General features: G+C 70.9%; 16 protein-coding genes. 8 read left to right on the forward strand and 8 right to left on the reverse strand.

The window, feature by feature from the left end:
* Window positions 1-16: 16 nt before the first annotated feature.
* Window positions 17-1,069 carry a hypothetical protein gene (locus tag WME89_RS06170; RefSeq protein ID WP_438008309.1) on the reverse strand — a complete coding sequence of 351 codons (1,053 nt, stop codon included), beginning with the start codon at window positions 1,067-1,069 and terminating at the stop codon, window positions 17-19.
* On the opposite strand from WME89_RS06170, the gene WME89_RS06175 reads away from it, so the two are divergent.
* On the forward strand, window positions 1,068-1,205 hold the full coding sequence (locus WME89_RS06175) for a hypothetical protein (protein ID WP_438008310.1): 138 nt from the start codon (window positions 1,068-1,070) through the stop codon (window positions 1,203-1,205). The genes WME89_RS06170 and WME89_RS06175 overlap by 2 nt on opposite strands.
* 933 nt (window positions 1,206-2,138) lie before the next feature.
* Window positions 2,139-3,035: a LysR family transcriptional regulator gene (locus WME89_RS06180; protein ID WP_438008311.1), complete on the forward strand. Its 897-nt coding sequence runs from the start codon at window positions 2,139-2,141 to the stop codon at window positions 3,033-3,035.
* Between the two features lie 137 nt (window positions 3,036-3,172).
* Here WME89_RS06180 and WME89_RS06185 read toward each other — a convergent pair whose 3' ends face one another.
* Together WME89_RS06185 and WME89_RS06190 are read right to left on the reverse strand one after the other, a co-directional pair.
* Window positions 3,173-4,441, reverse strand: coding sequence for a hypothetical protein (locus WME89_RS06185; protein WP_437653296.1), 1,269 nt, complete (start codon window positions 4,439-4,441; stop codon window positions 3,173-3,175).
* A gap of 376 nt (window positions 4,442-4,817) precedes the next feature.
* A complete protein-coding gene (locus WME89_RS06190) occupies window positions 4,818-5,312 on the reverse strand; it encodes a cupin domain-containing protein (protein ID WP_438008312.1) in 495 nt (164 codons plus the stop codon).
* Window positions 5,313-5,612: 300 nt separating this feature from the next.
* Here WME89_RS06190 and WME89_RS06195 point away from each other — a divergent pair, with 300 nt between their 5' ends.
* On the forward strand, window positions 5,613-7,142 hold the full coding sequence (locus WME89_RS06195) for an aminotransferase class V-fold PLP-dependent enzyme (RefSeq protein ID WP_438008313.1): 1,530 nt from the start codon (window positions 5,613-5,615) through the stop codon (window positions 7,140-7,142).
* Between the two features lie 157 nt (window positions 7,143-7,299).
* A complete protein-coding gene (locus tag WME89_RS06200) occupies window positions 7,300-8,184 on the forward strand; it encodes a transglutaminase-like domain-containing protein (RefSeq protein WP_438008314.1) in 885 nt (294 codons plus the stop codon).
* A 66-nt stretch (window positions 8,185-8,250) separates the two neighbouring features.
* Here WME89_RS06200 and WME89_RS06205 read toward each other — a convergent pair whose 3' ends face one another.
* From WME89_RS06205 to WME89_RS06215, 3 genes are all read right to left on the reverse strand, one after another.
* Entirely contained in the window at window positions 8,251-9,357 is a 1,107-nt protein-coding gene (locus tag WME89_RS06205) for a hypothetical protein (RefSeq protein ID WP_438008315.1), read from the reverse strand.
* 207 nt (window positions 9,358-9,564) lie between these two features.
* Window positions 9,565-10,797, reverse strand: a complete 1,233-nt coding sequence (locus tag WME89_RS06210; RefSeq protein WP_438008316.1) for a FecR domain-containing protein — start codon at window positions 10,795-10,797, stop codon at window positions 9,565-9,567.
* Window positions 10,794-11,477, reverse strand: coding sequence for an RNA polymerase sigma factor (locus WME89_RS06215; RefSeq protein ID WP_438008317.1), 684 nt, complete (start codon window positions 11,475-11,477; stop codon window positions 10,794-10,796). The genes WME89_RS06210 and WME89_RS06215 overlap by 4 nt, the downstream gene beginning before the upstream one ends.
* 1,074 nt (window positions 11,478-12,551) lie before the next feature.
* On the opposite strand from WME89_RS06215, the gene WME89_RS06220 reads away from it, so the two are divergent.
* Window positions 12,552-13,649: a hypothetical protein gene (locus WME89_RS06220; RefSeq protein WP_438008318.1), complete on the forward strand. Its 1,098-nt coding sequence runs from the start codon at window positions 12,552-12,554 to the stop codon at window positions 13,647-13,649.
* Window positions 13,650-13,808: 159 nt separating this feature from the next.
* Here WME89_RS06220 and WME89_RS06225 read toward each other — a convergent pair whose 3' ends face one another.
* Both WME89_RS06225 and WME89_RS06230 read right to left on the reverse strand, forming a co-directional pair.
* Window positions 13,809-14,732, reverse strand: coding sequence for a hypothetical protein (locus WME89_RS06225; protein WP_438008319.1), 924 nt, complete (start codon window positions 14,730-14,732; stop codon window positions 13,809-13,811).
* A gap of 196 nt (window positions 14,733-14,928) precedes the next feature.
* The gene (locus tag WME89_RS06230; protein ID WP_438008320.1) at window positions 14,929-16,350 is read right to left on the reverse strand and encodes a hypothetical protein; all 1,422 of its coding nucleotides are present in this window, start codon (window positions 16,348-16,350) and stop codon (window positions 14,929-14,931) included.
* A 445-nt stretch (window positions 16,351-16,795) separates the two neighbouring features.
* Here WME89_RS06230 and WME89_RS06235 point away from each other — a divergent pair, with 445 nt between their 5' ends.
* The 3 genes from WME89_RS06235 to WME89_RS06245 all read left to right on the forward strand — a co-directional run bounded on the left by WME89_RS06235 (window position 16,796) and on the right by WME89_RS06245 (window position 20,381).
* The gene (locus WME89_RS06235) at window positions 16,796-17,764 is read left to right on the forward strand and encodes a LysR family transcriptional regulator (RefSeq protein ID WP_438008321.1); all 969 of its coding nucleotides are present in this window, start codon (window positions 16,796-16,798) and stop codon (window positions 17,762-17,764) included.
* Window positions 17,765-17,880: 116 nt separating this feature from the next.
* Window positions 17,881-19,335, forward strand: a complete 1,455-nt coding sequence (locus WME89_RS06240) for an amidohydrolase family protein (protein ID WP_438008322.1) — start codon at window positions 17,881-17,883, stop codon at window positions 19,333-19,335.
* A 143-nt stretch (window positions 19,336-19,478) separates the two neighbouring features.
* The gene (locus tag WME89_RS06245; RefSeq protein WP_438008323.1) at window positions 19,479-20,381 is read left to right on the forward strand and encodes a LysR family transcriptional regulator; all 903 of its coding nucleotides are present in this window, start codon (window positions 19,479-19,481) and stop codon (window positions 20,379-20,381) included.
* The last annotated feature ends 56 nt before the right edge of the window (window positions 20,382-20,437 follow it).

A 20,437-nucleotide genomic window follows, 5' to 3' on the forward strand; every position in this document is an offset into this window, starting at 1 on the left:
TGATGGGCGTGCCGCCTCAGTTCGCGTCCAGCGCGCAGACCGGGAAGCCTTCCTCGTCCAGCTCGCAGCTCGTGCCGGCCAGGCACGGAAAGAGCTCGGTCCCCATCCGCGGCGAGCAGGTCCGCATGGCGGACACGCCTTCCTCGGTGATGGCGCAGTCGCCGATCTCGGGAACGGACGAGCAATCGTACGGCGTGGAGTTCGGACGGAACCAGCAGCGCGGACGCGCGCCGGGGCCTTCCGCGCAGGCGGCGTACGCGGCGTCCGCCTCGACCGTGGGATCGATCTCGACCAGGCGCGCGTACGGCGGGAGGAGACCGGGGATGTCGGTGCCGCCGTTTCGCACCGGGCACAGGGCGCCGGCGAAGATGGTGTCCACGCGGCACTGCCCCCCCGTGTTGTTGACGTTGGTGCCCGTCACGACCCTCGTCGAGGGCGTGTCGGTCGACGCCGGATTCCCGCCGAGCCATACCCCGAAGTCGTTGGCGACCACCGCGATGCGGTAGCAGAGATCGCGCTCCGCCTCGCTCGCCCATGCATCGTCGCAGCGGGCCTTGGTCGCCGGCGACACCCACGTCCTGTATGCGCTGTTCGCGTCGATGTCGTCGCCCCACATCCGGACGAGGCAGTCCTTCGACGCGAAGTAGTCGGCCTGGCCCTCGGCGGCGCTCACCGTGCCGAACTGGCCTTGCTCGAGCCCGCTCACCTGGGCGCGCTGCGGCGGGCCGTCCTTGAACGGGAAGCCGCCGAGCGCGTGGCCCACCTCGTGGCAGCCGATGAACACAGCGAGGTCGCGCGTGAGGCCGGCCCGGAAGAGGTCGGTCCCCACGATGATGTTCCAGCTGCGGTCCTCGTCGATATCGATGTACGTCAACGAGCCCTCGATGCGCACGGTGAACTGCGCCCCGTGGGCCTGCGCTTCCGGGGCATAAGCTGCCGCGACGCCTTCGACGATGAGCTTCACGTCCGACTCGGACACCGGCTCATCACCGGCCAGCGGCATGTCCGACACCTCGATCCCATCCGGATCCTGTTCCAGGGCTCCCTCGGGGGGGCTCGAGCACCCCATGATTGCGCTCGTGGCCATTGCCGTGACGAGGATGCTTTTTGTGCTCCGCAGCCAGACAGCGATCATGATGTTCCTTTCGCCGCGCATGCTGCGCGGAACGGTGCGCGTCAATTTGCGTTTCAGCTTTGCGCGTTGATCTACATGTTGATCTACATGTTGATCTACATGTTGATCTACATGTTGATCTACATGTTGATTGCAGCTCGCATGCCAGGCGCGGCGCGCCGGCTCGTCAAGCAGCCGCCGACGAGGCTGTCCCATGGAGTCATCCTCCCTGCGTGGAAGGCACGGAGCGCCTCGACAGGAACGGCCGCAGACGGGCTCGACCATCGAGGCCCGGGTGGACCCTGCGTCGCTGCTCGGTAGCCATGTGAATGCCGGCGTCCTCGGTCGTCCTTCGCTCGAACCGCGCGGGACGGCGTCGTTTTCCTGCTGGTCGACCGGTGGTGCTCTTCAAGAAGACGCTACCTGGAAGGATCGCGTGATAGTGAATATTCAAGCTGAGTCTGCCGCCGCCGTGGACGAGGAGGACACGAATGCGGCGGCGGCGAGCAGGCGCCGCGCGTCGGGAGAATGAGCTCCTCCGCGCAGCAACACGTACCGCGGGGGCCTGCGCATCGCGGTCGATGGCGTCGAGGTGCCTTCGGCCGAGGTAGACATCGCGCCTTCGGCCGAGGTAGACATCGCGCTGCTCCACCTGGCCGAGGACGCCGGCGGGCCCGGTCGTCCAGCTCGCCGACGCGGCGCCGGCCGGGTCGGCACTTGTTTATGTACGGTGTCGACGGCAATTTCCTGTTCAGCGGTCCATTGCTCTCATGGAACGGGCGGATCAGCTCCGTCCGCGTCCCCCCGGCTCAAGGCTGGCGCTCTACGACGGGTACGCCTGGTCCTCGCCGAATTTGCGCGTCATCACGGCAGTCGCGAACCTCGCCGCCGCCGCGAGCTCCTGGCCCTGCGCGCCGCACGCGTTGCGCCGGCGCTCGCGCTCGAGACGGCCGGAGTATGCGAAGATGCCCGTGGCGGCGCCAGATGGCGCCCCGGGACGGCCGCGTTCGAGGAGTGGAACCATTTGAGGGAGCCCGACGATCTGTCTGGTCTGTCGATGTTCGTGCGGATCGTCGAGGAAGGCTCGCTCAGCGCGGCCGGCCGGGCGCTCGGCCTGCCCAAGGCGACCATCAGCCGCAACCTCGCGCTGCTGGAGAAGCGGCTCGGCGCACCGCTGTTGATCCGCTCCACGCGCGCGCTCAGCCTGACGGATACCGGCAGGCGCTTCTTCGACAGGGTCCACCCCATCGTTCGAGACGCGCAGCAGGCGACCGCCGAGGTCAAGAGCCACCATGCGGCTCCCTACGGGCTGCTGCGCGTCACCGCGCCCGTCGCCTACGGCCAGGCGGCGATCGCGCCCCGCCTGCTCTCATTCATGAGGCGTTATCCGGCAGTTCGCATCGACCTGCATCTCCACGACGGGCGCGTCAACCTGGTCAACGGCGGCTACGACCTGGCCATCCGCATGGGGACGATCGAGGACAGCGAGCTGATCAGCCACAAGCTGGCCGACATCACGATGGTCATCGTCGCCTCGCCGAGCTGGCTGGAGGAGCACGACGTGCCCCGGGAACCCGCCGATCTCGGCCGGCATGCCGCGATCGTCACGCGGCCCGAGCTCGTCCAGTGGAAAGTCGGCGGGGAGACCGTGCGCGTCCCCTGGCGGATGAGCACCGGCAACATGATCGTCACCCGGGATGCCGCGAGGGCCGGGCTGGGCATCGCGTTCATACCCGAGTTCCTTGCGCTGGGTGACCTGGAACGAGGGTCGCTGGTACGCCTGCTCCCCGACCACGAGCTGCCGGTGATTCAAGCGACCGCCCTGTATACCCGGGCCGCCATCCAGTCAGTGGCGCTGCGCACCTTGCTGGACGACCTCCTCGCCAGCCGACCCATCGAGGCCGATGCCGCGCCGCCGTGATCCTGCCCGGGCGCGGGTGTACCCCGCTATTGATCACTCTTCCGCTCTCGTAAAACTCCCCGGGTAAGCGACCGAACGCGATGGCTCGCCCCCGCGGAACAGTCCCGTCGGGGATTCCTGACGCGCGAACCTGGTGGCTAGTCGCAGGAGTTGTCGCGCGCGTTCACCAACGTGAGATTGCGGAAGGTGCTGTTCGTGGCGCAGGGGCTCTCGTTGACGGCGGTGTTCGTGATCGTGAGGTTCTGGATCGTTATATCGGAGGAGTTCGCGAACTGGGTGCGCGCCGCGAGCCGGATGTCGCCGCCGCCGGTGACGGTCCCGGATTCAGCGGCGATGTTCATGTTATGGCAGTTCTCGAGCAGGATCGAGTTGCTCCCCGTGCCGGAGAGGTCGATGCGGTCGATCGTCGCGCCCCCGCTCTCGGACACGCAGAAGATCCCGCGCCCGCCGCCCCGGGCGATGACCTGGCCAACGTGGATGTTGGTAGGGTAGCCGCTGCCGATGCGCCCCGCGCGATTGGCGAGGCGGAACGCAGCGTAGCCGGTGCCCGTGCCCGCGTTCACGGCGTCGACCGTGCCGACCTCGGCGTTGGTCGTGTCGTTCAGGAGGAGGCCGCACTCCCCTGTGTCGCGCGCGATGACGGTGCCGATGCGGAGGTCGTCGACGCCGTACGTCTCGACCGCGTGAGAGCTGGTCCCCTCGGCGTACACGTGGTCGATGTCGATGTTCGTCACCTTGTCGGCGCGGTCCGAGCGCCCATGGTTGTCGATGCGGATGCCGAGGCCGCTCGAGACGCGCAGCTCGACGTGGCCGAGGCGCAGGTTCTCGACGTCGCGGAAGAACATGGCGTAGAGCGGGGTGCCGGTGATCGTGACGTTCGGGATCTCGATGTCGGTCCGGCCGCGCGCGTAGATGGGCGCCATGTCGCCGGAGCCGCTGCCGGTCACGTCGATCGTGCCGCACACGTTGAGCACGGTGTAGCTGGGCACGCTCAGCCGAGAGCTCGCGGCCATGGTCCCGGAGCCCTGAACCAGGACGCTCTCCTTGCTGGTGCGGCCGCGGCGCAGGCTGTCGAGCGCCGCCTGCACCGCGGCCCGCATGTCGCCGCCGCTGTACACGCTGCGGGAGCCGTTCCGCGCGACCCAGCTGGAGCCGGATCGGGTCACCACGGCGTTGTAGCCGCTCGTGCTGCCGTCGCAGGGATACGCCGCATCACCGCCGCTGAGGCCGGCCGCGCTGTCGGTGCCCTCCGAGCCACCCACGAGCGGGAGCGCGTCGTCCGCGCCGGAGCCGCCGCTCGACGGCGCGTCCCCCACGACCGAGCTGTCGCCGCTGTCTTCCTGACCGCCCCCAGGGGCCGAGATGCAGCCTGCTGCCATGAGCAGGCCGACGAGAGTGACCGACATCGTACGAACTGTAAGTGTTTTGCTCTTCATCATAAGCTCCGAACGGTAATTTGAAGCCTGCCGTCCCTGGTCGACGCTCGCGCTGGGGCTCGACGCCCGGGCCCCCTCGAAAGGGCAGCGCTGAGCGACTGCAGAGATGCAGTGATCAGGATGGTGTCGGCGCGGGTGCAGAACCAATCACGGCTCTCGACGAGCGACGATGTGTTCGCTTCCAGGCGAACGATTACAGTGCAACGCCTCGTTGTGGCGGCGACGCACCCTGAGCTCGGGTGGGCGGATGTGGAGGAGCTGGCGCGGCGCGGCCCGGCCTTCCTGGCCGTGGCGTGCGTAGAAAAATACGACGATCAGGGGCGCTCGGCGCCCGGCGCTGCGGGGCTCACCGGCGCGCCGTGTCCCATTCGGGGCTGCTCAGGAAATGCGTATCGTAGAGGTCCTGCACGTCGCGCAGCGTCTCGGGCGGCTCCTGGCCAGCTGCGATGCGCGTGAGCTTGCGGAAGTACTCGAAGCGCTCGACCCCTGGGGTGATCACGATCAAGAGCTCTGCGCTCTTGCCGCGCGCGGCCGCGAACGCGTGGGCCATGCGCGGTGGGACCACGAGGAGATCGCCGCGCTCGGCCGTCACGATGTCGTTGCCCGAGAGGACCTGCACGGCGCCGTCGAGCACGTAGAACATCTCGGCCGAGGCGTCGTGGCGGTGCGGCCGCGCGCCGTCCGCGTCCTTCGCGAGCGTCACCCGTACGGTGGACAGGGCACCGCCGGTCGCGCTGCTGTCCGCGAGGAGCTGGACCTGCGCGGTGGGAGAGCCGACGACCTCGGCGTGGGAGCCCCGGACGACGACCGACCTATCGAAGCTGGGCTGGATGATCGACATGCCGCCCATGGAAGCACCCGGCGAATGGCCGCTCACCTGGAAAAGCGCGGAGCGCCGCGGGAAGCGCCGGCAGGCTCCACCCCCCTCTCCATCGACACCTCGACCTGCAGCACCTCCGGGGCGCCCCGCGGCGCGCCAGTCCGCCGAATCGTCCCCACCCGGGGCAGCCAGATGCATTTATCCGTTATACAGGACGAATCATCTGTTATATTGGACGGCGACGCTGGCTCGTGGTACTGGGTGTTCGGCGCTGAGCACTACGTCGTCTTCAGCCGACCCAGGACCCGGAAGGGAGCACCTATGGGATCTACGACAGGCTTCGATCGACGCGGCTTCTTGCGAGGGCTCGGCTCGACGGCCCTGGTCGGAGCGTTCGGCGGAATAGCGGAAGCTCGGGCAGATGACGCGCCGAGGCGACCGCGACCCGAAGAGCTTCTCGACGAGGCGAGAGAGGGGCTCGCGCGCTCGCCGGTCCTGACCGCGCGGAGGGGCACGGAGCGGTACTGGCGGCAGGTCCGCCGCGCGTTCCTCTTGCCCGACCACTACATTCATCTGAATACGGGCACGACCGGCTCGCAGCCGCGCTTCTCGCTCGTGAACCTGGCCGTCTACAATCTCTACAAGTCCCTGGATCCGCGCGACTGGGAGGCGAACCTCAACGCCGCGTTTCCGGACCTCTTTCCTGTCGTCACGAGCGCCTCCGGCGCCGTCTCCGGCGTCGCCGCGCGACAGGCGGCGATCGCGGCGCAGTACGGCGCGAACGCCGACGAGATCGTCCTCTCGTACAACACGACGGACGCCTCGAACCTGATCTTCGCGGGCACGCCCTGGAGCGCAGGGGATCGCATCATCACGACGCACTGGGAGCACCCGGCGCTGCGGGGACCCACCGCGTGGGCGCGCGATCAGTTCGGCGTGGAGGTCCGCGAGATCGGGCTGCCCTCGCGGTTCACGCGCGACATCACCAGGGAGGATGTGCTCGGCCTGTTCGAGGAAGAGCTGGAGCGGCCCTTGCCGCCCGGCGCCAAGCAGTACGTGGCGGTGAGCGAGATCTTCTACAAGACGGGGCTGCGCCTGCCGATCGAGGAGCTGTCCGCGCTGGCCCGCGGCTACGGCGCCTACACGATCATCGACGCAGCGCACGGGTGGGGTCAGCGCCCGATCGACGCCCACGCGTACGGGGCCGACTTCATCGCGGGCGCCGGCCACAAGTGGCTCTGCGGCGGGCCCGGCACAGGCATCCTCTATGTCCGGAACTCGGGGCCGGACCTCCCCCCGTTCCTGCTCGGCAACTTCTTCCAGTACGCCTCCGTCGACGCGCAGGAGCGCGCGTACGCGCCGGCGAGCGCGATCCAGCCGCGCGGCGAGGCGAACACGCCGGCGCTGTACGCGATGACCGACTCGGCAGCATTCCTGGGTCAGGTCGGCCTTCGAGACATCTACGAGCGCGGGCTCGCGCTGGCGCGCCACCTGCGGCGCCGGGTCGCGGCCCGCTGGGGCAGGGGCGCGCTCTGGGTAGAGGACCACCCCGACCCCGCGTTCGCGACGGCGCTCACCTCCTTCAATCCTTTCGTCGGCAGGGAGGACTCGAGCCAGTTCGCCGCGCTCAGCGCGGCGCTCGGCGGCGTGCTCAGGACGCTCGCGTCGGAGCGCCCCAAGATCTATCTGCGCACGACCACCTGGCGCGATCTGCCCTGGGATCCGGCCGACAACCGCGTCGGATTCCGCATCAGCACGCACGGCCTGTACAACACGTTCGAGGAGATCGATTACGTGCTCGAGCGTCTGGCCGCCGCGGTCGACGCGACGGGGTTGCCGCAGCTGTCGTGACGCCGTCGAGGGCCGAGACCACGTCAGCCTGCTCCGTCGTCCGCTCCTCCGCGCAGCGAGGACGCCCGGGCTCTTCCCACCCTCCCGCCTCCATGTGAAGCTCCTCCGGGCAGACGGCAGCACCGCCGGGTGCAACCCACCTCGTGGAGGACGGACGATGACGGCAGCACAGGAGATCCTCGACTTTTACGCGCGCCCCGCGGTCATGACGTCCGGCGGCGCGCACGCGCCCAGGTTGTTCGACGAGCTGCCGGGCGACGTGGCCTCGCTCGTCCGCGTCGTGCAGGGCCTGCTGCTGCACCAGCACTGGGCTGGGGCCTATGGCGTGGAGCTCTCGGACGAGCGCCGCAACGAGTCCCACCTCCGCCCGACGGACCGGATGCTGGATCGCATCCTCGCCCTCAGCGATCGTCCGCTCTCCGTCGCCCGTCCGCTCGACGCGCGCCTCGTCGGCACCTGCCGTAACATCACGGTGCTCCTCGTCGCCCTGCTGCGCGCCAAGGGCGTGCCGGCGCGCGCCCGCTGCGGCTTCGGCGGCTACTTCGCGCCGGGCGAATTCGTGGACCACTGGGTCTGCGAGCACTGGAACGCCGCCGAGTCGCGCTGGGTCCTCGTCGACGCGCAGATCGACGACGTCCAGCGGGCGGCGCTGAAGCCGGACTTCGACCTGCTCGACGTGCCGCGCGATCGCTTCCTTGTCGCGGGCGACGCCTGGGCGAAGTGCCGCGCCGGGGAGGCCGATCCGTCGCGGTTCGGCTTCCTCGACATGCGCGGGCTCTGGTTCATCGCCGGGAACGTCGTGCGCGATCTCGCGGCGCTCAACGGCATGGAGATGCTGCCCTGGGATGACTGGGGCGCGATGGTCGGCCTCGAGGAGCCGCTGGGGGACGACCACCTCGCGCTGTTCGACCGGCTCGCCGCGGTCACGCGCTCGCCCGACGCTTCTTTCACCGAGCTGCGCTCGCTCTACGCGGGCGACGAGCGCCTGCGCGTGCCACAGACCGTCTTCAACGTCGTGCTGAACCGCCAGGACACGCTCTGAGCGGCCTCCGTCCGCCGTGGCGCCCGGCCTGCAGGCGCGGGCGCCGCGGCGCCGGGGAAGGCAGGCTCAGCGCGGGATGTCGAACGGCTGGCACACGCCGTTGAAGCACACGTCGCCGTCCCAGCAGCAGTCGGTGTTGCCCGCGCACTCCTCACCCGACTCCTGACAGACCTCGTCTTCGCCCGGCTCCTCGCCTGGATCGCTGCCCCCCTCGCCCGCAGGCGGGTCCTCGTCCTCGCACGTCGAGGGGCACGGCCCCTCCGTCACGACGAGCGTGTCCGACGGGTACTTGCTCGGAGACGCGTGCACGTAGCTGATGGTCGCGTCGCCGAAGCCCGCCGCGCCGAACGTCGAGGCGCTCACCCACACGTCGTAGACGACGCGGTAGTCCCAGTTCGGGGTCTCCGTGTTGGCCGTGTAGCTCTCGTCCGTCGCCGGGGAGTCGACGATATACTCGCCGTACCCGCACGCGTTGAGATCGCGGTCGATCGACGTGGTCGCCGCGACGACGGCGCCCGCGTCGCCGAGGAGCATCTTGCCCTCTCCGCCGACCACGCCGAGCGACCCGTAGCCGGACGGCTGCGACCCGTCCTCCGAGATGTAGTCGACGAAGAAGTCGAGCACGAGCTCTCCCGTCGCGTCCGTCATCTGGAACTGGGCCTTGTCGCTGCCCACGAGATCCTTGAACGTGTGCCCCTTGTGCCCCTTCGGCTTCGGCGCGGGACCGCCACCGGGACCGGGACCGGGCGCGGGCTCAGCCTGCTCGTCGCCGCCCCAGCCGATCGCCGTCTCGCCGTAGGTGTTGTCGACGAACGCGGGGTTCAGCGTCAGCCGCACGTGCACGAGCTCCTCGCTCGCGGCGATCTCGACGATCCGCTCGACGAACGCCATCGGGGTGGTCTGATCGTTGTTCGAGTAGTAGCAGTCGACCTCGACGGTCTCCTCCACGGGGGTGAACCGGCTGCCCGAGCCGCACGAAAGCGGATCGAGCGCCGAGGTGATGGGGTCGCCGGCGCCCGAGAAGCCCGCGCCAGGGAAGGTCGGGGCGGGCGCGCTCCCTTCCTCGTCCGAAGGGACGCAGACCTCATCCCCGGGCTCCCCGGAGACGACGTTGCCGCCGGCGTCGCCCGTCGACACCCGGCCGCAGGCCGGGCCGGCGACCGCGAGAAGCAACAGCCCACCACAAAAGAATCCCGTCGAAGCAAACGAACGCATAAGGGTCCTCCCTGCTCGAAGGCGAGCATGGCTGGATCGCGCCCGGCGATGCGCGATGTCGATCGCCGGCGCGATGATCTCGTCGATGAAGGGGAAGTAACCGGAGGCGCGGAGAGCAGGCAGCCGTTCGTCAGATTGTTGACGAGGGCTGTCCCGCGGGCGCGCTCACGGGCGCGCGCCGCCCGGGCGGGACGCGGACGTGGCCTCGTCGCGCCCGGAGCCCTGCGGGTAGTCCTTGAGGTACCGCCGCGCCTCCGCCGCGGTTCGGTCCTTGTCGCCCAGCATCTCGACCGCCCGCAGCCGCTCCACGCGCGCGATCTCGGCGAGCGGCGAGTCCGGGTAGCGGCTGAGCAGCCGGTCGATCCGCTCGATCGCCCGCCCGGGCTGCCCTCGCCGCCGCGCCTCCATCGCGCCCTGGAGCAGCTCGTTCTCGGCCGCCAGCGAGGCGCGCGCCGCCGGCGTCTCGCGCGCCTCGCGCACGTCGCGCGGGGCGCGCGGCTCGCCCGCGGTGCCGTCGCCGCCGCCGCCCTCGCGGGCGGCGCTCGGCTGCCCGGCCTCCGGCGACGGCGCCTGCGCGCCGCCCGCCTGTGCCTCGGCGGGCCGATCGACCCGGCGCTCCTCGTCGCGGGACGACCACGTCTCGCCCGGGCCCAGGAAGCGCTCGGCCTCGCCGCGGCGCACGGAGACGCGCCCCTCCGCGACGGAGACGCGCGTCTCGGCCGGCGCTCCCGCCGCGCCGGGCCGCCGCTCGACCGAGAAGCGCGTCCCGTGGACCGTCACCACGGCGTCCGCGGTGCGCACCGACAGGGTCGCGCCCGCCGGCAGCGGCGGCACGTCCACGGAGACCCGGCCCCGATCGAGGGCGACGACGTCTTCGACGTGGTCGCGCCCCGCGCCGGCCGGCGTGAACCTCACGCGGGTCGAGGGCCCGACCTCCACCGTCGCCCCCGTCGCGAGCGACGCCCTCGCCGTCGCCCCCTCGCCGGTCCGCAGCTCCTCGTCGCTGGCGAGCGGCACCAGCGCGCGCGGCGGCGGCGAGCGCGTCGCGTCTCCGGCGGCGATCTCGACCTCGCCCTGGAGCGCCGTCACCTGCGCCGCGGCGTCCGGCAGGGGGCGCGTCCGGAACACGAGCGCGCCGCCGGCGGCCACCGCGGCCAGGGCGGCCGCGAGCGCCGCCGCGGCGACGACGGCGCGCCGCCGCCGGCCAGCGCGGGCGCGCCGCTCGGCCTGCTCGGCGGCCAGCTGGTCGATGCGGCAGGCGACCCGCTGCTGGAGGTACCTCGCCTGGGTCCTGGGCAGCGGCGGCACCGGCTGCTCGATCAGCGCCAGCAGCGAGGCCTCGGCGCCGGCTGCCGCGGCGCGCTCCTCCGGGGTGGCGTCCACGTCGTCCTGTTTCATCGTACCTCCTCGGATCCAGCGGGGTCGCGCCGCGCCGCCGCGTCGGACGCACAGCGCGCCACGAGCTCCCGCCGCCCTCGCGACAGCCTGGACTGCGCCGCGGCCTCGGAGACGCGGGTCAGGTCCGCGATCTCCTTGAGGGAGTAGCCCATGGCGTGGAGCAGCAGCGCGGTCGCCCGGTCGCCATCCATCGCCGCGAGGTGCCGGCGCAGGGCCTCGAGGTCGCGCTGGGTGCTCACCTCCCGCTCGGGGTCGGCGCCCCGCGCGGGCGGCTCGGGCCGGGCGTCCGCCTCCGGCCGTTCCGGCGTGCGATCGATGACCTTGCGCTCGCGCCGGCGGGCGCGCAGCGCGGTCAGCCCGACATGGCAGGCGATGACCGACGCCCAGCCGGCCAGGCTGCACTCGCCCGCGAAGCGGCGCTTCGACAGCGTGCTCACGATCTGCTCGAACGCGCCCTGCACGAGGTCGGCATGGTCCTGCTCGCGGCAACCCAGGATCCGATACAGGGTCCGGTCCACGACCGGAAGCAGGTGCTCGTACAGGCGCAGCCCGATCCCGCGCTCGCCCCGCTCGAAGGCGAGCAGGAGCTCCTCGTCGCTGACGGTCGCGGGGGGCTCGGTGCTCGGGGGGGAGACGAGCCTGAGCCGGCGGCTTGCTGGTCGTGGCTCGACGGTTCCCATGTTCGTCCAGTCGCCGGTCCGCCCGAAACCAGGCTGAACCGTGGATTTTCCTCCGCTGGCGGCATTTGACCACGTCGCTGGATGAGCTGCAATCGGTCGCTCGGCTGGCACCGGGTGGCGGCGCTTCCGCCCGGTGCGCGGCCGGCGACCCGAGCTGGAGAGGGTCGCGCGCCGAGAGGACATCCCCGGGCGCCACCCGCGCTCGGGGAGGTCACGGATGGAACGAGGTGATCGGGATCGCCACGCCGACCAGCTGGCCGCCGGCCACGGCCACGACGGCGATGCACGTCTGCACGTTCGGGAAGAGTCAGCGCGTCGTCGACCGCGATGTTCCGCACCGATCCCATCGACTCGTGGATGGTTGTCGTCATTCGACGCCTCCTCTCGTGCTTGCATGCACGGCAGGCTCCCTATCGTGATCCGAGGACAGCCGTGCACGTCGCGCTCGCGCTCGACAGCGCCGCTGCTCGACCATGCGCGCGTGGCGGTCTGTCGCGTGGCGCAACTTCTTCTTGAACTAGATCACGACCTGTGGTCGCGCCGGTCCACCTCGCTCGCTCGATCCGGCAAAGAGCCGGTCATCACGCGGCGGACGACGGCGCATTGCGTTGGGCGTGTGGGCATACGTTGCGGACGTGGCGTGTGCAGCAGGACCTTGTGACGGTGCGGTGGCGATGGCGGCCTCAGGCGTGGTCTGGGCTGTCTCATCCCATCTGGTTCGTCCCTGGTTCCCTGGTTGCGCGGGAGGTCTGCCGAGCTGCCCGGCCCGAGGAGCCGCCGCCTGTCGCGCGGCGCGCGCTGGTTCCATGGTTGAGCCCAGCTGTCCGCGTGCCTGCTGCTCATTCAGGATCGGTCATTCTGGAATGATCGGCCCTGAATGAGCAGCAGGCGCGAGGGGCGCGTGAAACAGCGGAGGATAACTACATGAGGGCGGGAAGATGGAATCGGCTCATGTCCCATCTTCCGCGCTCCGCGCCGACATGCTTTACTGCGCCCGTTCTTGGGAGATGCTGCCTGTTCGGCGCATTGTCCGGCCGGACAGACAGATCATCGGCCACCTGAGGAGAGCTGCTTATGAGCAAGGAACAAGATACCGAGACCCTGGGCCCGTCGTGCAGGGTCGTCGACCGGCGGCAGGCCCTCCTGGGGCTTGGGGCGATAGCCATCACCGTGTCGTGCGGAGATGGCGGCGAGTCGGATCCGGACCCTGGCACCAGCGGCACCGGGGGCACCACGGGCTCCGGTGGCAGCGGGACCACTGGCTCGGGCACGGGAGTCACGGGGCCCGGCTCCACCACCACGGCAGGCTCGGGCGGCGCGGGAGCGAGCTCCACCACCGCGGTAGGCTCGGGCGGCTCAGGCGCGGGGGGCACCGACCCGGGCGCGGGAGGCACGGGAGGTGGTGGCGGCGGCGACCTCATTGCGCCGCCGTTCGACGACGTGCCGATGTGCGTGGCGCTCAACAAGACGGACGGCGCCGGTCAGGGCCCCTTCTTCATTCACGAGCTCGAGAAGGACGACGACATCTCCCTGGTCCGGCAGGACATTCGTGGCCGCTACAATGAAAGTGCGCCCCCCGGCGTGGAGATGCATCTCCACCTGCGCGTGCTCGACATGAGCAAGCCCGACTGCAATGGCAGGGGCGTGGGCCTGCCCGACGTCGAGGTCTACATCTGGCACACGGACGGGCAGGGGTTCTACAGCGGCTTCGGCGCCCGGGGCACCGCCAACGAACAGAACCCCGACGCGCCGTACGCGGGCAGGCCGAACCAGAACAACCTCGACACCAATGAACGCTTCTGTCGTGGCGTCCAGACCACGGACGCAGACGGTGTCGTCTCGTTCCGGAGCATCTTCCCCGGCTGGTACAACGGCCGTGATGTTCACATCCACTTCGTCTGCTTCAAGAAGGGATCGACGTCGCTGGGTCGCGTCAATTACCAGGGTGGAAGCCACATCTTCACGACGCAGTTCTACTTCGATCCCGACTTCACCGACTCCGTCCATACCGCGTACGAGCCGTACAAGGCGCGCACCACCGGCAATCTGGCGAACTATTACGCAGGCGCCATCAAGGCCGACGAACGGGGCAACAGCGGCCTTCACGCCAAGGCGGTGTTGGAAGGCGATATCGTGATCGCGCAGATGCAGATCGCGGTGAACCCGGTCTAGAGCGGTGCTCGGCCGCGTCTGAACCATGAGACACAGAGCGGCGGTCACCCGCACAGGAGACGGGTCCAGATCGGCGTTTTCGGCGCGCAAGCGCACTCTCGTGCGCTGAGCACCGAAAACGTCGAGATGGGCCCGTATCCGAAGCGGGTGGCCGCCGCTCTAGTGTAGACGCAGCTGCAGCCCCACCATCCCGGTGAAGCCCCCCGTCGGCAGCGCCGCCCTGGGCTTCGGGTGCACCTCCAGGGCGGTCCCATGGATGCGCACGAACGCCTCGGCGCTGCCGAACAGGGCCACGGCGCTCTCCGCGGGCCACAGGAGGTCGACCGCCGTGCGCGTCCCGAAGGCCCACCCGCGCGCGATCTCCGGCTCCGGCGGCTTCTTCGGGTCCTGCGCGGAGCCCACCACCCAGTCGACGGTGGCCTCGAGCCTCGCCCGCACCAGCGCGTCGAGCGGCCGGACCGGCGCCGCGATGCCGCCGCCGCCGCCGAGCGTGAGCCACTGGACCGACAGCCCAGGAGCCGGCTCGCGCAGCGCCGTCGCGTAGGACGCCGACAGCGTCCCGAAGAACCCGGAGCGCCGGTCGAGCGCCGTCGCCATGACCCAGCCGCCGGCCCGGGCGGGGCCGCCCTCGATCCCGCTGCCAGCGAGCCCGCCAGCGCCGACGGACCAGCCGAGAGCGCGCGGGGGCGCCGCGTCCGCGTCGCGCTCGGTGTCCGGCGCCGCGGGACCTCGCTCGGCGTCGGTCGCCGCGGGAGGCGCGGCCGCGCCGGCGCGCTCCGCCGCCAGGGCCGCGACCATCAGCCCCGCGGTGCGGTAGCGATCGGGCACCGGGTCCTCGTCGCGGAACTCGATCTCGCGCGACGACAGCGTGCCTTCGGGGGAGCCGAGCGAGGCGACGTCGACCCGCAGGTGACGGTGCTCCGGTCCGTCCAGCCACACCACGGCGAGCGCCCTCACCGGGGTCCCGGTGCGCTTCGGGTCGCCGAGCGCGCACCCGCCGCCCCCGGCCGCGCGAGAGCACGCCTCGATGAGGAGCGCCGCGAGCTCGCCCTGCATGGCGGGGCCCGACGCGATTTCGACCACGATCGGCGCCGCCACGGGAAGGTCTACCGAGGCCGACGCTACCGGCGGCGAGGAGCGAAGGCAAGCCGGAGCCGCGCGCTGCCGCTCCTTCGACGGCCGACCGCCCCGCCCGCTCGCCGAGGTGAAGGGGTAGACGAGGGCTGCCCGGGCCGGGTCGTCGCGCGCGAGCGGCCTCAGCCGCCTGGACGAGCGCCCGTCAGTTCTTGACGAACCCGTTGAAGAGGGCGATGCACATCTCGTCGAGCGAGCTCTCGCCGAGGACGATATCCCTGGGCGCGTTGAGGTGCTCCTCGAGGAGCGCCTTCTTCACGAACGGGTTGTCGAGGGTGTTGTCGTAGCGGCAGCGCAAGGTCATCATGTCGCCGGTCTTCAGGACGGGGAGCTCCTCGATCGGCGCGTCGAGGGCGTACGTCTGCTGCCAGTTGAAGTCCCACTTCGGCGTCTGGACCACGCACTCCTCGGCCGGGTCGCTGCCCTGCGGGCTCGGGCGCTCGACGTCGACCAGCATGTCTGTCCCGACATAGTGCATGTGGGTCATCGCGCTGTAGAGCTTCATGCCGTCCACCAGCGGCTCCCCCATGAACTCCTCGGGGATCTTGATCTTCATCGTCTCGGTGTGGTCCTTGACCCCCGCCGGGACGAAGAACTCGACCCCATCCCTGTCGTTGGGCCCCGGCTGGAGGCCGTCGCCGTTCGGGAACTGGGACGGGAAGTTGCCGAACGCCATGAAGACGACCCTGTACTCGGGCGGCTCCGGGAGGAACCGCAGCTGTATCCTCGTCGCGTCGGGCTCGGCCTCCGCGCCCGCCGGGTGGTAGTGGACCTGCATCACGAGCCGCGACCCTGCGCGGACGAGGAAGCCGGCGTTGGGAGGGAACTCGGTCGGCCGCCCGCCCGGCACCCACACGCCGAGGACCTGGGTTTGCTGGACCCCTGAGCTGCCAAAGCACTCATAGCCGCCGTCGGCGTCGGCCAGGGCGTCGCTCTCCGCGTTCGGGTCGGTGAACACCACCACGTGGTGGACGACCTTCGAGTTCCCCGGGAGCACGTTCATGCCGTTCACGAACGTGTCCTCCGTGAGCTGCGGATCCATGACGAAGCAGCGGAACTGGTCGTCGTCGCCGCCCGTCACGTACGGCTTCGCGGGCTCGATGGTCGCGCTGACGCCCTCCAGGCCGTTGCGCGTCGGCACCTCGGCCCCGGCGGGCGCGTCCGCGGGGTCGCCCTCGGGGGCGCCGGCCTCGTGCCAGGCCTTGAGGGTCGCGAGCTCCGCGTCGGAGAGCCTGCTGTCGTCCTTCCACGGGAAGCGCGGCGCGCACTCGTCGGTCTCCACGGCGCCCCAGGGCGGCATCGACCGGTCCTCGGTCGCCGTCACGACGAGCTGCGAGACCTGCTTCACGTCGGCGTAGCTGGTCAGGCTGAAGGGCGCGATCTCGCCGGGCGAGTGGCAGCCCTGGCATCGCTTCTGCAGGATGGGCGCCACGTCCTTGTGGAACGTCGGGTCCGCCGTGGGCTCTTCGGTCGGAACTACCGTCCTCTCAGGCTCGCTGGCGCAGCTCATGATGGGTACAAGCGAGGCGAGCACGACAATCCAGGGCGCATTGACCGTTCTCATCATCTGCCTTCCTTCCAGGGGTGTTGAATGTCCGAGGCAAGGCTGTCTCCCCGGGCGTCCGCGCCCCGTCGCTCCGTGAGCACCGCCCCGCGGCCAGAGATGCGCGGCGCAATCCGGCTGATCGCGCGCCGATCGCGCGCGGCGCCCCTCTTCCTGGCGGAGGAGCGGCAGACATCGACAAGGAGCGGCCTGATCGAGGCGCCCGGCCCCGCCCGGACGCCCGCAAGGTAGCACGGTTCACTGGACGGCGAGCTCTCTGGTTGATAAATAAGTCAATCAACGGATGAGACGGCCTCGACGCGGGTGAGGTCGAGGCGACCGTCTGCATGGACCTCCACGCGCGCTGCGCGCGGGGGCTCGAGTCCCTGGTCGAGGCCCGACGCGCCGCGCCGGTGGCGGCGCCGGCGCCGCGCCGGTACGGTCTCGGCGCGGAGCCCGTCGAGCAGCCATGGACAAGTTCGCCGCGATGCAGGCCTTCGTTCGCGTCGTCGAGGGCGGCACCTTCACGCGCGCGGCCGACTCCCTCGGCCTCCCCAAGACCACCGTCACGCGCCTCATCCAGCAGCTCGAGGACCAGCTCCGCACCAGGCTCGTCCACCGCACCACGCGCCGCGTGACGGTCACCCCCGAGGGCGTCGCCTACTACGAGCGCGCCCTGCGCATGCTCGCCGAGCTCGAGGAGCTCGAGTCGAGCATGGCCCACGCCCGCATGAACCCCCGCGGGCGGCTGCGCGTCGACGTCCCGGGCGCCCTCGGCCGGCGCTTCCTCATCCCCGCCTTGCCCGACTTCCACGCGCGGCACCCCGACATCCAGATCGACCTCGGCGTCACCGACCGGGTGGTCGACGTGATCGGCGACAACATCGACTGCGTCATCCGCGGCGGCCGCATCCTCGACGAGTCCCTCGTCGCGCGGCGCCTCGGCGAGTTCGTCTACATGTCCTGCGCGACCCCCGGCTACGTCGCCCGGTGCGGCGCGCCGGAGCACCCCCTGGAGCTCGCGCGCGATCCGCACACCGTCGTCAGCTACTTCTCGCCCATCACGGGCCGGCTCATCCCGTTCGTGCTCAGGCGGGGCGCCGAGCGGGTGGAGGTGCAGGGCCGCTGCATCGTCTCCATGAACGACTCGTGCGCCTACCTCGACGCCGGGCTCGCGGGCCTCGGCGCCATGATCGCCCCGGCGTTCCTCGCCCGACCCCACCTCGATCGCGGCGAGCTCGTGCCCCTCCTCGAGGACTGGACCCCCGACCCCAAGCCCATCCACGTCGTCTACCCGCGCAGCAAGACCCCGAGCGCCAGGCTGCGCGTCTTCGTCGACTGGGTCGTCGATCGCTTCGCGCGCGAGCCGCTCCTCCAGCCGCGCGGCCAGGCCCTCGCGGCGCTGTCGCCGCCGCGTCGCAGGGCCAAGGCGGGGTGACCCTCGTCGGACGGGGGAGGGGAGACGGCCCGCCGCCCGGCATTGTTCCACCCGCGAAACAGAGCTCGCGCGCCGCGATGTCTGGTGGGAGCGCCGGCCGTCTCTACGCTCCCGGCATGCAATCGTCCCTTCTCATCCGGAACGGCCGTGTCCTCACGTTCTCGGAGCAGGGCACCGCCCTGTCTCCCGAGATCACCTTCCCCAGGCGCGACATCCTCATCGTCGGCGCCCGGATCCACGCGATCGCCGAGACGATCCTCCCCGCGGATCACCCCTCGGCCCGGGTCATCGACGCGGCTGGCCACGTCGTGTCACCGGGCTTCGTCGACACCCACCGCCACCTCTGGAAGAACGTGATGCGCGCCTTTTCCGGCAACCAGACGCTGCTCGAGTACATGGGCTATTTCGAGCTCGACGCCAGAAACCGCTTCTTCGAGCCCGAGGACATCTATCATGGGCAGCTCGAGGGCGCGTGCGAGGCGATCCACGCGGGCGTGACGACCGTCCTCGATCATTCCCATTGCAGCATCTCCGCGGACCACGCCCGCCAGGCCCTCCGGGCCACCCTGAGGTCGGGCCTGCGCAGCGTCTACGCCTACGCGCGGCGGCCCTACGACGAGGCCGACTCGGCGCGGGGCTGGCAGCTCGCCGAGATCCAGCGCATCGGGGGCTCCCTCGCCGCCGCCGACGACAACGACGGCCGGGTGACCCTCGGCATGGCCTACGACAACGTCAAGGTCGACGCGGCCCCGCTGGCGCGCGAGACCCTCCGCGTCGCCCGCGACGCTGGCGCCCGGATCATCACGTTCCACTATGCGCCTGTCTTCCAGGGCGAGGGCCTCATCGCGCGCGCCCACGAGCGCGGCCTCCTCGATGAGGGGTTTGTCGTCTCGCACGCGAACCACGTGAGCGAGGCCGAGCTCGCCGCGCTGCGCAGCCTGAACGCCGGCGTGGCCGCGACCCCCGAGACCGAGATGCAGATGGGCCACGGCGATCCGGAGGGCTTCCGGTGCCTGCAACGGGGCAATCGCGTCGGGCTCGGCGCCGATTGCCAGACGGTGTGCTCGGGGGACATGTTCTCCCAGATGCGGCTCCACCTCCAGTCCGCCCGCGCCATCCGCAATCACGCGCTCCATGTCGACGCGAAGGACCCTGGAAAGCTGCTCCGCAAGCTCGAGCTGACGACCGATCAGGCCCTGCGCATGGCGACCCTGGGCGGCGCCGAGGTGCTCCACATGGAGCACGAGATCGGCAGCCTCGAGGAGGGCAAGCTGGCCGACCTGATCCTCGTCGACCTCCGCTCGCCGAACCTGCTCGGCGCCGTGGACCTCAGCCAGGCCATGGTGCTCTTCGCCAGCCCGGCGGACGTGAGGACCGTGATCATCCACGGCGAGGTGGTGAAGGACGACGGGCGGCTCACCCGCGTCGACTGGGCGACCTTCGCCCGCCGGTTCGAGGAGGTGCAGGCGAGCTACCTGGCGCGCGTCGAGGCGTCCAGCACCGACTGGGAGAAGCATTACGAGCACGTCCGCCGGCACGTCCTCCGTGTCCCCGACGAGCGCCTCGTCTGACCCACCGCCCCTCAGGCTGGGACCCCATGGTCCCTGCACCCCTCGTCAGCGCCGCTCCGGCGGCCGCCGCCCGACTCCTGCCCTCCTGGCGCGCGCGCTGTTCTCGCTTGCGGACAATCCGCCGCCCCGCGCACAGTGGGCGCGTGATCGACCCGCTCTTCGACGATCTGCCCGGCATGCTGTGCTTCGCCCGCGTGGTCGAGCGCCGCTCGTTCACCGCGGCCGCGGCCGAGCTCGGGGTGTCGAAATCGATGGTGAGCACCCGGGTCGCGCGCCTGGAGGAGCGCCTCGGCGAGCGGCTGCTCGTGCGCACCACGCGCAAGCTCACCGTCACGGACGCCGGCATGAACCTCTACGCGCGCTGCGCGCGGGTGCTCGAGGAGGCGGCGGCCGCGGTGCGGGGCGCTTCCGACGCCGACAGGGGCCGCATCCGGCTCAACGCGCCGGTCAGCTTCGCGCAGATGCACCTCGCGCAGCCGCTCTCGCGGTTCCTCCGGGCGACCCCGGGCGCGCACGTCGAGCTCGTGCTGAACGACAGGCTCGTCGACCTCGTGGAGGAGCGCGTGGACCTCGCCATCCGGATCACGAAGCTCAAGGACTCGAGCCTCGTCGCGCGCCAGCTCGCCACGACGGCGCTGCACGTCGTCGGCGCCCCGGGCTACCTCGAGCGGCGGGGGCGGCCCGAGCAGCCGGGCGACCTGCTGCGCCACGACTGCCTGCGCTACGCCCACCTGCGGGTCGAGGACGAGTGGCGCTTCTACGGCGCCGCCGGGCGCATCTCGGTCCCCGTCTCCGGCCCGCTCACGGCCAGCAACGGGACGGCGCTCCGCGAGGCGGCCGTCGCCGGGATCGGGCTCGCGGTGCTGCCGCGCTTCATGGTCGACGAGGATCTCCGGGCCGGGCGCCTCGTCGCGCTGCTCGACGCGTTCGCGCCCCGGCCGATGGGCATCTACGCGGTGCACGCGGCCGGCCGGCGCCCGCCCGCGCGGGTGCGGCGGCTCATCGACCACCTTGCCGCCGCCTTCCGCGGGACCTCGTGGGCGTAGCGGCGGATCGTTCTCCCTCGCGAACAATTCGTTCCCGGGCGCGCTCTACCGTGGCG

Origin of the sequence: Sorangium sp. So ce321 (genome assembly GCF_051530195.1) — a bacterium.
Taxonomy (GTDB): Bacteria; Myxococcota_A; Polyangia; order Polyangiales; family Polyangiaceae; genus Sorangium.